This is a genomic window from Nostoc sp. NMS7 (assembly GCF_017115085.1).
GTDB lineage: Bacteria > Cyanobacteriota > Cyanobacteriia > Cyanobacteriales > Nostocaceae > Nostoc.
Genome location: NZ_JABXKJ010000083.1, coordinates 30,013 through 41,891, shown reverse-complemented (window position 1 = coordinate 41,891; position 11,879 = coordinate 30,013). Strand labels below are relative to the sequence as shown.

The 11,879-nt window shown below is 41.2% G+C and carries 12 protein-coding genes; 6 read left to right on the top strand and 6 right to left on the bottom strand.

From position 1 onward, the window contains the following. Positions 1–282 precede the first annotated feature (282 nt). Complete coding sequence (locus HWQ38_RS08605; RefSeq protein ID WP_292792268.1) at positions 283–891, top strand: cysteine hydrolase family protein; 609 nt, start codon at positions 283–285, stop codon at positions 889–891. Beyond that, on the top strand, positions 891–2,273 hold the full coding sequence (locus HWQ38_RS08600) for an ATP-binding protein (RefSeq protein WP_292792266.1): 1,383 nt from the start codon (positions 891–893) through the stop codon (positions 2,271–2,273). Before HWQ38_RS08605 ends, HWQ38_RS08600 begins: the two co-directional genes overlap by 1 nt. 457 nt (positions 2,274–2,730) lie before the next feature. On the opposite strand, the gene HWQ38_RS08590 is transcribed toward HWQ38_RS08600, so the two are convergent. From HWQ38_RS08590 to HWQ38_RS08575, 4 genes are all read right to left on the bottom strand, one after another. Next, positions 2,731–3,813 carry a site-specific DNA-methyltransferase gene (locus tag HWQ38_RS08590; protein WP_292792264.1) on the bottom strand — a complete coding sequence of 361 codons (1,083 nt, stop codon included), beginning with the start codon at positions 3,811–3,813 and terminating at the stop codon, positions 2,731–2,733. Between the two features lie 79 nt (positions 3,814–3,892). Continuing rightward, a complete protein-coding gene (locus tag HWQ38_RS08585; protein ID WP_366933258.1) occupies positions 3,893–4,126 on the bottom strand; it encodes a type II toxin-antitoxin system RelE/ParE family toxin in 234 nt (77 codons plus the stop codon). A 24-nt stretch (positions 4,127–4,150) separates the two neighbouring features. Beyond that, entirely contained in the window at positions 4,151–4,318 is a 168-nt protein-coding gene (locus tag HWQ38_RS08580) for a hypothetical protein (protein WP_292792262.1), read from the bottom strand. Positions 4,319–4,378: 60 nt separating this feature from the next. Further along, positions 4,379–5,821, bottom strand: coding sequence for a serine/threonine-protein kinase (locus HWQ38_RS08575; RefSeq protein WP_292792270.1), 1,443 nt, complete (start codon positions 5,819–5,821; stop codon positions 4,379–4,381). Between the two features lie 94 nt (positions 5,822–5,915). On the opposite strand from HWQ38_RS08575, the gene cbiT reads away from it, so the two are divergent. Continuing rightward, complete coding sequence (cbiT, locus tag HWQ38_RS08570) at positions 5,916–6,518, top strand: precorrin-6Y C5,15-methyltransferase subunit CbiT (RefSeq protein WP_292792260.1); 603 nt, start codon at positions 5,916–5,918, stop codon at positions 6,516–6,518. Between the two features lie 142 nt (positions 6,519–6,660). Further along, a complete protein-coding gene (locus tag HWQ38_RS08565; RefSeq protein WP_292792259.1) occupies positions 6,661–7,548 on the top strand; it encodes a phosphatidate cytidylyltransferase in 888 nt (295 codons plus the stop codon). Positions 7,549–7,781: 233 nt separating this feature from the next. On the opposite strand, the gene HWQ38_RS08560 is transcribed toward HWQ38_RS08565, so the two are convergent. Then, positions 7,782–8,495: a DUF2993 domain-containing protein gene (locus HWQ38_RS08560; protein ID WP_292792257.1), complete on the bottom strand. Its 714-nt coding sequence runs from the start codon at positions 8,493–8,495 to the stop codon at positions 7,782–7,784. Positions 8,496–8,597: 102 nt separating this feature from the next. Between HWQ38_RS08560 and HWQ38_RS08555 the strand changes: the two genes are divergently transcribed. Both HWQ38_RS08555 and HWQ38_RS08550 read left to right on the top strand, forming a co-directional pair. Next, the gene (locus tag HWQ38_RS08555) at positions 8,598–9,356 is read left to right on the top strand and encodes a pseudouridine synthase (protein ID WP_292792255.1); all 759 of its coding nucleotides are present in this window, start codon (positions 8,598–8,600) and stop codon (positions 9,354–9,356) included. Between the two features lie 29 nt (positions 9,357–9,385). Beyond that, positions 9,386–10,198, top strand: coding sequence for a RodZ domain-containing protein (locus HWQ38_RS08550; protein ID WP_292792253.1), 813 nt, complete (start codon positions 9,386–9,388; stop codon positions 10,196–10,198). Between the two features lie 84 nt (positions 10,199–10,282). On the opposite strand, the gene malQ is transcribed toward HWQ38_RS08550, so the two are convergent. Continuing rightward, positions 10,283–11,791, bottom strand: coding sequence for a 4-alpha-glucanotransferase (gene malQ, locus HWQ38_RS08545; RefSeq protein WP_292792251.1), 1,509 nt, complete (start codon positions 11,789–11,791; stop codon positions 10,283–10,285). Between the last annotated feature and the right edge of the window lie 88 nt (positions 11,792–11,879).

Below are 11,879 nucleotides of genomic sequence, written 5' to 3'. Positions count from 1 at the left end.
CGAAAAATAAAAAACAAGGGTAATAGTGACTATGTTGCAATTTAAATGCCGATTAGCTTAGAAACAATTACTCTTGCCAATCCACCAACACTCCATCAACACAAGCAATACCCCACTGCGGAAACTTCACCAACAGCTTTTTAATCACAAAATGTTAAGCAATATTCCGCCAATAGCTTCCAGACTCACACCTCTATATGTTTTCCCTGTTAGTTTTCGTTAGAAACACACTTAGAACGGGAATAATAAAGTGTCTGTACATACTAAATAGTTAGAAATACAATGCAACCCCAAAGTACTGCTGTGATCTTGATTGGTTATCAAAATGACTACTTTGCAGCTGATGGTATTCTACATAGTGTCATTGAGGAATCCTCAAGGGCCACCAAAGTATTAGAAAACACGGTTGAGCTTGTAGGGTGTTTGCTACAAACTCCAGTGTTGATGATTACCACACCGATTTTTTTTACGCCAAACTACCAGGAATTGGTTGAACCTGTTGGCATTCTTAAAACTATCAAGGAAGTTGGGGCTTTTCAAGCTGGTACGAAGGGATCGCAGATGATTGATGAGTTGCTACCCTTCCGCAGCAGAATTCTCGAAGTTCCCGGAAAACGGGGATTTAATGCTTTCATGAATACTAACCTAGACATGATTCTCCATGAAAAACAGATTACTCATGTAGTTTTAGCTGGTGCAGTCACTTCGGTCTGTATTGATTCTACAGGTCGTTCTGCCCATGAGAAAGGCTATCAGGTTGTTCTTTTGTCTGATTGCACTTCTGCTCGCACGGTGTTTGAGCAAGAATTCTACCACACTCACGTCTTCCCCTTATACGCCGATACAATTAACCATACCGAGCTACTTCAGCGTTTGACGAGTACAGTATAATGTCAGATTTTAGCAATGAATTGCATACACAGATTCAGTACAGTTTGATTGAGAAATTGTCTGAATCCGAACGGCGTTACCGGGAATTGGTGGATAGTCTGCGCGAAATTGTCTTTAAGTGCGATCGCTTGGGTAATCTCAATTTCCTCAACCGAGCCTGGACAAATACCCTTGGTTATGGGATAACAGATGCCATCGGTAGTGCTTTAGGCAATTTCATTGACTTGGATGATCGGCACTTGTGGGAAAAAACTCTAGAAAAGTTACAAACCGGAGTAGAGGTTTGTCAAGTACTCCGCTTTTACCATCAAACTGGTGTAATTGTTTGGTTGGAACTGTCTGCTCAACCTCAAAGTGAAACAGAATTCTCTGGCTCACTGATCAATATTAGCGATGTCTACGACGAGCTTCGCTTACGCAAACACGCAGAAGCATTACTGAAGCAAACGAATGAGGAACTGGAAACTAGGGTAGAACAACGAAATATTGAGCTAATTCAAGCTAATCACGACCTAAAAGTTATCCTTGAGAAACTCAAATATACTCAGGCTCAACTGGTACAAACTGAAAAAATGTCAAGTTTGGGGCAATTAGTTGCAGGGATTGCTCACGAAATTAATAATCCAGTTAACTTTATTTACGCTAATCTCACCCATGCATCTGAATATACAAAAGTCTTATTAAAAATATTGCAACTCTACCAGCAAACCTATCCAGTTCCCTCGCTAGACATTCAAAAAGCAATAGTAACCTGGGATTTGGACTTTATTCAAAAAGATTTAGGTAAGCTGCTGGAGTCGATGCAAGTTGGCAGCGATCGCATTAGAGAAATTGTGCTGTCACTGCGAAATTTTTCTCGCTTGGATGAAGCAGAAATCAAAAATGTTGATATTCACACAGGTATCAATCACACAATCACATTTCTGCGTCACCGCTTCCAAAATGAGTCGAAAACTCAGGTAATTCAAGTAATTAAAAATTATGGAGTAATTCCCCAGGTAAAGTGTTATCCCGCGCAAATAAATCAAGTATTTATGAATATTATAAATAACGCTATCTATGCTTTAAATGAGGCAATTGCTAATCCATCAATTAGTCAAAATCCTGAATCTCAACCGTTCGTTCCTACTATTTGGATTATTACTGAAATTATTCATAAAAATTGGCTTAATATTCGTATTAAAAATAATGGGCTGGGTATTCACGAATTGATAATTTCCAAAATATTTGATCCGTTCTTTACAACAAAGCCTGTTGGGAAAGGAAGTGGACTAGGCTTATTTATTAGTTATCAGATTGTAGCAGAAATGCACCAAGGGAAGTTAATATGTAACTCAAAAACAAGCCAAGAAACAGAATTTTGTATCCAAATTCCCATCTAATAGAACTATCGCTTTCAAAAGGTTGACTAATGTTGATTTAACCCTCTTTTATTACTCTAGGCTGCATTCATAGCTATAGGGCTTTCATTAGCCTGGTTATTTGATACTTCGGGGGCGCAACCAACCATGACAAGAGAAGACATTATTCAGAATACTCGGAAAGTGATTAAGAGGGATAATTCTCTAGGTTCATTATTCATTCCTCTTTGTCTATTAGACTTTTGTTAGGAGAATCTGGTTTTTCTCGCCTGACCTCTTTTACCTGACTAACTTCAAAAATCAGGGAAAAACGTTGCCCGATTTCTTTTTCAAGAAACGCTTCTAAAAGACTTACTTGCTTTGAGTATATACTGTGCTGTTTCCTAAATCCTTTGTGAACAAGCTTTTGAAGACTTAACGGGAAAAGTCAGATTGGACAATTTCCTTAAAATATCTAATTAATTTGAGAAAGCCTTTTTCAAAATAGTCCTAACTGTACTGACTGCTTATTATCAGCATTTTCTGTTGCTATTGGTGGTAAATCTGCTGGAAGTTCAACAACCAAAGGAGCATTTTCTTCAAATCTCAGTTTTGAGCTTCTGATGTAGTCTTCATCAATCTCAAAAGCTAACCAGCGCCTTTGTAAAGTTTCTGCAACTCGACCTGTCATATTAGAACCAGCAAAAGGTTCTAAAACAATATCGCCTGGTTCTGTACAAAGGTTGATAACAAACTCTGGTAAAGCTTGAGGAAATCTTGCTGGGTGTGGCTTAAAACCTTCTTGTTTGCAACGCCTTTGGTAATAATCGTTGGAAGCAGTATTCGAGGCAGAAATTACATTTACAGGCTGGACTAAATCTTCAAATAAAGTTTCTTCTATAATAGTCTGTTGCCCTATTTCTTCTTTGTCTGTACTACAACGTCCATCAATAATATTCGGGGGAATGGCTCCTCCCCTGTCCTGACTAAATTTATTGGAAATATCATGTCCTGATGGTCTAAATTTGGGTTTATAGCCATTCTTCAGAAGGTTTTTCATCGCATCACTATAAGGCTTTAAAACCCTTCTATTATTAGCTTTAGGATGCGGTTCTTTTGATAGCCACCAAATCGTGTTTACCGAATCTTTAACTCTTTCCCTGCGAACTGTTACCCATTCCGCAGGAGTGGGTAGTTTTGCTGGATTATACCAATACAATTCTTGTGCCAGATAAAATCCAAGTCCACCTTTTTCTTTTGCTTTGCATAAAGCAATAACTAGTTCAAAATGATAAAGAGAACGAACTGGCATCCCCTTAATCCAGCTGCCACCAATATCAATAACCAGTGAGCCTGTTGGTTTAAGAATCCGGTAAAAATGTGCCGCATAATCTTTAAACCATTCAACATATTCATCGGCATTAACATTTCCGTATTCTTTTTTACGAACCAGTGCAAATGGTGGAGAGGTACAAATTAGGTCAATACTTTCGTCGGGAATACCTGTCATTAATTCTAGGCTGTTTCCCAAATAAGCAGCACCAAATTTTGTTTCGTAGTAAGGTTTACAATTAAGTCTCATCTAAACTTTTTTAGTACAAGTGTACGGACAATGAAGACAGTATCATCCATAGAAGCATAAGTTTTCCAGCTATTGTCTATCAGGACTCATTTCTATAAACTTCTCTACGATGTTTCACTTTAATTACACTTACTAAGAGAATATTATCAAATTTTTGATAAATTACTCTATAACCACCTACTCTAATCCGATATAAAGATTCTTCGCCTGCCAATTTTTTAACACCAACTGGACGTGGTTCTATTGCTAATTCTTTTTGAGTCGATACGTTCTTTGATATCGCTTGGTAGTTTCTTGAGTTGTTTATTAGCACCCTTAGTAAATTCAATTTGGTAAGTCACGCGGTTTCTTTCTTGTATTCATCCCAAGATATAGTACCGTTAATTTTTGCATCTACTATTTCAGCACGAGCATCTCTAATATCTTCTTCATCCTCTAAAAGTTCTAAAACTTTTTCTAGAGTGCTATTGGGTGCGATGTTTAGATGTTTTTGAATTAATTGCATTAGCGATCGCTTTTGCTTGTAGTTGCCATTTGTAGACCTCTTTAATATTATTGATTTTGTTTATTCTCGCTGAATTGGTAAACCTAACCAATCGCTTAATTCATCAGCTACCCATTCCAGTTCGGCTTCAGATTTAATCGCACCACTAATACCACCAAGTTGATATTTTTTTACTCCTACCCAAATATCCAATTGTGCTGGAACGGCAATTCTAGTGCCTTCAGAGTCTTTAGTAAAATGTTTGGGAATGTAAACCAACTTAGTAATACTTTGTCTTGGCGATGTCCGGGGACGATAAAATTTCCAAGCAAACAACTCCCAGGTTAGGCTAATTTGTTTAGGATTCAGGCGTAAGCAGATGCGTCCAAATAAATGAAAGAGAATTTTATACACCATGACAAAGCCAGCACCCCAAAAAGGAAGTGAGAACATGGCAAAGGGGATGTTGACAGGAAAAGGTGCGGAGAGTGCGCCAATTGTCCAAAAGAGGATAAATGAATTCCAAACGATCGCAAATAAACCTGTGAATAATATTGATGCATCAAAACCAGTCGGTGGAATGATAATTTCTAGAGAATCCGCATTTTTGGTTAGTTGAATTTTACTCCCATCTGGTTTGCCAACAACCAAAGCAGGTGAGTTTGTTAGTTGTGGTTTCTCTAAAGCTGCGTAGGCGGAGCCCATCGTAGATATCGCTTTGGTAGCAGAACTCAAACGCCGTTCTAAACTGGGTTCAATCATCGATCTCAACCAATTGCTAAAGCTGGGACTGAGATTAGCCGCTTGTTCAAACTGAATCCGAAAATCCTTTTGGGGTAAATCGGCGGGGTAAGTACCCGTCACTAAATAAATTAAAGTTGCACCTAAACTATAAAGGTCAGATGCTGCAACAGTGCGTCCGCCAAATTGTTCGGGTGGCATATATCCATAAGTTCCGACCACAGTCCTTGTGCCGGTTTCTGTGGCGAGGACAGTCTGCACTGAGCCAAAATCTACCAAATAGAGTTGACCGACACTATTACCAGAGCGATCGCCTAATAAAATATTGCTAGGCTTAATATCACGGTGAATTACAGGCGGATACAGCCCATGTAAGTAAACGAGAATCTCTAAAACTGCTTTGGCTATCTGTTTGACTTCTGCTTCTGTAAAAGTCCGCCCAGTTTGTAAGTATTGCTCTAAAGTTTGTGCAGGAATATAAGTTTGTACCAGGGCAAATCCTTTGATGGTTGGTAAATTTACCTCAAAATAGTTTAAATAGCGAGGAATTAAGGGATGTGCTAGGTTTTTTAAAGTTTCAGCTTCCCGCTCAAACAGCTTGAGTGAATCCCACTCAAAGTCACCACCAAAAGAGAGTAACTTGATGACAACTAATTCCTGAGTGTTCAAATCACGAGCTAACAGCGTCCGCCGCCCCGCTTTTTTTCCTAATAGCTGCTGAACTTTGTAGCGTAGACGTGTAGCGTCTTCTCCCTGGACATCGCCTAATATTTCGTCAATCATCATGGTTTCTGATAATGCTAGGGTTGAAAAGTTTTTATAACTTATGGCTTTTCAATTTGGCAAACCGATATCTTTAGTATAATTGCGTAGTTCTATGCCCTCCCAACTTTGGCCTTATATTTCCCCTGGTATTCCCGATGAATTGTTTGAACATTTGCCAGGAATTCCCCTGAGCCAGCGAGAAGTCAGGCTATTGTTGATTTCTCAACTGCGACTAGAACCTAATTCAGTCTTGTGGGACATTGGCGCAGGGACAGGTACAATTCCGGTAGAGGTGGGGCTATTGTGTCCAGGTGGACAGATTATTGCTATAGAAAGGGATGAAGAAGTAGCTAATCTAATTAAGCGAAACTGCGATCGCTTTGAAGTCAAGAATGTCGAAGTTATTGAAGGTAGTGCCCCAGAGTGTTTACATGACCTCAAAGTTACTCCTCACCGCGTTTGTATTGAGGGAGGACGCCCTATTCAAGAAATTCTCCAAGCAGCTTGGCAGTATTTGCCACCATCCGGTCGGGTTGTAGCCACAGCTGCTAATCTAGAAAGTCTGTATGCTATTTCCCAGAGCTTTTCCCTGTTAAGGGCTAGAAATATCGAAGTCGTCCAGTCTGCGGTTAACCGCCTAGAGACGCGCGGCTTTTCTCAAACCTTTACCGCCGTTGATCCCATTTTTATCCTTAGTGGTGAGAAACTGGACTAAATCAAAAAGATTTTAGATTTTAGATTTTAGATTTTAGATTGGGGGTTTAGGCCATAAGAAACCAAGCCACAATTACCAATTCCTAATCTCGAATACCTAATCTCTAATCCAAAATCCAAAATCCAAAATCCAAAATACTTTTATGCCTTGGTCTCGGATTATTAGTGGAATTGTTGCGATCGCTCTTGCTCTTTCTGTTACCCTTTTGGGGGGTTGGTACTTTACCATCATGTTTGCGGTTATCGTCTTTTTGGGTCAACAGGAATATTTTAATTTGGTGCGAGCCAGAGGCATCACTCCCGCCGCTAAAACCACAATGGCTGTCAGCCAAGTGTTGCTGGTGATTTGTACCCTAAATGGCAGTTTAGCTGATGCTGTGATGCCAATAGCTGGCACACTGATTTGTTTTTACCTGCTGTTTCAACCAAAATTTGCCACGATCGCTGATGTTTCCGCTTCTATTATGGGGCTATTTTACGTCGGTTATTTACCGAGTTACTGGGTGCGCTTACGAGCAATTGATAGTGCAGCTTTTAGCAATCTCCCTTTCGGAGGTTACTGGCCGACAACCTGGACAGATTTCTGGGAAAAAGCAAATTCCGCTTCTCTACCACAAGGTTTTACAGCAACACTGCTGACTTTTTTGTGTATTTGGGCAGCCGATATCGGTGCTTACACCATTGGCAAATTCTTTGGTAAAACCCGTCTGTCTGAGATTAGCCCGAAAAAAACTGTAGAAGGTGCTGTCTTTGGCATCATCTCCAGTGTTGCCGTAGCCGTAGCCGGAGCCTATTATCTACATTTGCCTAAATCCCCCTTCACTGGTTTAGCATTGGGTTTGTTGATTGGCATTGCTAGTATTTTAGGGGATCTTACCGAATCTATGCTCAAGCGGGATGCTGGAGTCAAAGATTCTGGACAATTAATCCCCGGTCACGGTGGTATTTTAGACCGTACCGATAGTTATATTTTCACCGCTCCCTTGGTTTACTATTTTGTGACACTATTGTTGCCGCTACTTAGCAAATAAGTGAGTTGGGCATTGGGCACTTGTACTGAGCGAACGCGAACAGCGTCTGGTAGAGAAGTCGTTGGCGTAGCCTAAGAAGAGAAGTATTGGGCATTGGGCATAAAGATTATTCTCCCTTGTCTCCCTTGTCCCCCTTATCCCCCTGATCTTCCCTACTCCTCACTCCCCACTCTTGTTTCGAGAGGCGCTAGATCATTTAAAATAGGTTATTAGTATTTTTTAATCCGTAATCATCAAGGATTAACGTTAATCCGTCCACGACACACCAGCTTGCCTGGGATCAGCGTTAGTTCTTGGATATCGACATCTGAGCCAAGATCCAGATTGTACTCATGATTGTCCTCTAATATATCTCCCTGGTCGGGCTTGATTGGGATATGTGTTACTTGCAACTCATGCCCACTGACTAACCGTAAGCCCAGACAAATCTCTAGAGGTGTGGTTTCACTATTGGTTCCTCTCATGCCTCGGAGTATAATTTGATTATTCTCAAGGATAATTTCTTGCCAATTAATTGGTTGTAACTGGGGGCAATCTGTTGGTAAAACCTTAACGAATAGATCACTCAAAGCAGTAGATAATAAGTCAGATGAGAGAGAAGCATTCAGATCCTTCTCGTCTACGATCAAATCGCCAACCACTGGTACTATTTCTAACAGTTGCAGAGGTTGTCCCTTGAGTACCGAGCCGATATTTATCCGAATATTTTCTGCTATTAATTGAATTTGTGTAATCAGGAGACCTTGATAAACTGCATGAGTAGCAAAAATAGATACCGAAGGGATGCGCCCAGAGATAATTTGGCGATCGCTGGCTTTAATCTCCACTTTTAATTCCGATATTTGGCTCACTTGCGCTCTTAACCACAGCTTTAGTGCTGTTGTGAGTACCTGCGTAATTATGCGTATTTTACTTGTATTTTTGGGTGGGAAATTTCGCTCTGGCATTTAACCAATTTAATTAAACAAGCTTTAAATGTAACATTTATGCCTACTCGCTACAAAATGCAAATATCATTTAATTGTTAACAGTAAATAAGCAATTTCCACATGGAGGCACGGTTACAAAAAATTCTCGCTCAATGGGGTATTGCCTCACGTCGGGAAGCCGAAGAAATGATTAGGCACTCACGGGTACGGATCAATGGAGAATTGGCACATTTAGGTCAAAAAGTTGATCCCCAAAAAGATGCGATCGCAATTGATGGTAAACCCATATCCGTAAAGCACCGTCCGGCTTTAATATATTTATTGCTACACAAACCTGCGGGAGTGGTTTCGACTTGCGACGACCCCCAGAGCAGACCGACAGTTCTGGATCTACTACCCAAAGAATTACGAGAAGGTTGCGGTATTCACCCAGTTGGACGTTTAGATGCAGACTCTACAGGAGCATTAATCCTGACAAATGACGGAGAACTGACATTTGGACTAACCCATCCACGTCACAGTATTTCCAAGACATATCGTGTTTTGGTCAAAGGACATCCTCCAGAAGCAGTACTACATAAGTGGCGCCAGGGTGTGATGTTGGAGGGTAGAAAAACTAGGGCTGCTAAGGTACAGCTAATAGAACATTGTGCCGAGCAAAGCTTTTTAGAAATAGTGTTACAGGAGGGAAGAAATCGCCAAATTCGCCGTATAGCCGAACAGTTAGGATACCCAGTAATCAAACTGCATCGGACTGCGATTGGTTCAATTCAATTACAAACTTCAAAAGAACCCTTTTTAGATGAGGGTAAATATCGTTCCCTCAAAGATTATGAGATTCACTTTTTGCAAGAGCAAATAATACAACCTAATTATTGATTCAGTGGAATTAAGGAGCGTCAGCAGCCATGAAATGGCCAAGAAAGAAGAATAATCACCAGCCATCACTTTCATTAGAGCAACAACGATCTGAAAAGTTGGCAGAATTAGGCGCTAAACTTTTGGCATTGCGTCAAGCACAAGGCTTATCTCTAGAGCAAGTGGTTGTATTGACCAGGATTCCCCGGCGATTATTGCAGGCGATCGAAGAAGGTAATTTAAAGGAACTGCCAGAACCAATTTATATTCAGGGTTTGATCAGGCAATTTTCCGAAGCACTCGGCTTGAATGGAGTGGAATTTTCCGGCACTTTTCCGATCAGTTCTGCACAAGTAAACTCCCAAGGGATGGGGAATATTTCACCCCTTAGTCAATTACGTCCAATTCATCTTTACTTTCTTTACATATTGCTAATTTTCTGCTCTGTAAATGGCTTATCTCAGTTATTAAATAACGCTGTACTACAAGCAAGTAATAGCCAAAACCAGCCGTACCAAAAACAAAAGTCCGTTGTTAAACCAGAACTAGCCCAACGAAAAAAGGCAGTTGAGGTTGAACCGATCAGCGATCGCCTTAGCAAAGTCCACCAGGGACAGGCTGTACAGATTGGTGTCACCTTGAAAGCGTCATCTTGGATTCGCGTAGTAGCCGATGGCAAAACCGAGTTTGAGGGTATTTTGCCAGAGGGAACTCATCGGACTTGGAAAGCCCAACAGCAACTGACAGTGAAAACTGATAATGCTGGTGGTGTATTGATGAGCGTCAATCAAGAGAAAGCGAAGGAAATGGGAGAGCCGGGGAAAGAGGAAGAAATTAGGATTGCTGCTAAACCTAAGTTTTGAGGATGAGGAGGACAAGGAGGACAAGCAGGCATTTACTCCTCCCTCTTCCTTGTCTTCCTTGTCTCCCTTGTCTCCCTTATCTCCTCACTGGGCTTGCGGGGCGCGTCCATTAAGTCTGGTAAGAACTTTTAAGCGATCGCCTAATTCCTCAGTCAACCCTGACGCTTGATAGCGCCACTCCCAGTTCCCCTCAGCAACACTGGGAAAATTCATCCGCGCTTCGTTTCCTAATCCCAAAATATCTTGCAAAGGAATAATCGCTTGGTTGGCAATGGAACTCAAAGCTAGGCGAATTAAATCCCAGTGGATGCCTTCAGGACTAATAGAACCTAAATAAAGCAAGAGGTTTTGCTTTTCGTTGTCGTTAGCTGAATTGAACCAGCCTACAGTTGTATCATTATCGTGAGTGCCAGTGTAAACTACAGCATTTCTGGGGTAATTGAATGGTAAAAAGGGATTATCGGGATCAGAACCAAAGGCAAACTGCAAAATTTTCATCCCCGGAAATTCATACTTGTCTCGCAGCGCTTCTACCTCTGGTGTAATTACTCCCAAATCTTCAGCTAAAACGGGTAGTTTGCCCAACTTCTCCCTAATCACTTCAAAAAAAGCATCTCCAGGCGCTTCCACCCATTTGCCATTCATCGCAGTTTCTTCGCCTTGGGCTACTGACCAATAAGCCTGGAAACCCCGGAAGTGGTCAATGCGAATTATATCTACATAATCCAGCATTGCTTCAAAGCGCTGTACCCACCATTTAAAATCTTGTTTTTGCAATTCTTCCCAGTTATAAACCGGGTTTCCCCACAATTGACCGGTGGCGCTAAAGTAATCTGGTGGAACTCCTGCCATTTGGGCAGCAGCTCCTGTCTCTTTGTCTAAGCAAAAGATGTCGGGATGCGCCCACACGTCAGCGCTATCATGAGCTACATAGATGGGGATATCGCCGATAATGTCAATGCCGCGCATGTTGGCGTAGCTTTTCAGTTCTGACCACTGGCGGAAAAACTCAAATTGGATAAACTTGTAATAAAAAATCTGTTCCTTGAGCCGATCCTGTACTTCATCTAATGCTTGCGGATCACGCTTGACAATTTCTGGCTCCCATGTATACCAGTTTCCATTGTTGTTGGCATCTTTGAGCGCCATAAATAAGGCGTAATTATCTAGCCAATAGGCTTTACTGTCGCAAAAACCCTCAAACTCTTTTTGTTGGATGGGCGTAGCATTAGCTGTGAAATTTTCACAGGCTTTTTTGAGTAGCCCAATCTTAATCGGCACAACCTGCTCAAAATCTACCTTCTCTACCGGAAATCCTGGTAAGTTAGCAAAGTCTTCTTCAGCTAGCAAACCCTCATCTAGGAGTTTTTCTGGGCTAATTAGCAGGGGATTTCCCGCCATTGCCGAGTAGCACATATAGGGAGAATTGCCATATCCAGTGGGGCCTAAGGGTAAAACTTGCCAATATTGTTGATGGCTCTCTTTGAGAAAATCGATGAAGCGATAGGCTTCTAAGCCTAAATCTCCAACGCCAAATCGACTGGGAAAGGAGGTAGGATGCAGCAAAATGCCACTGGATCTAGGAAAAGGCATATTTAACCTGAATTATGGGAAGAAGCAGTTGTCTGATCAACACGCTTGGCGATCGCATTGAATTTATCACGGAACAGCATTTGCAAGG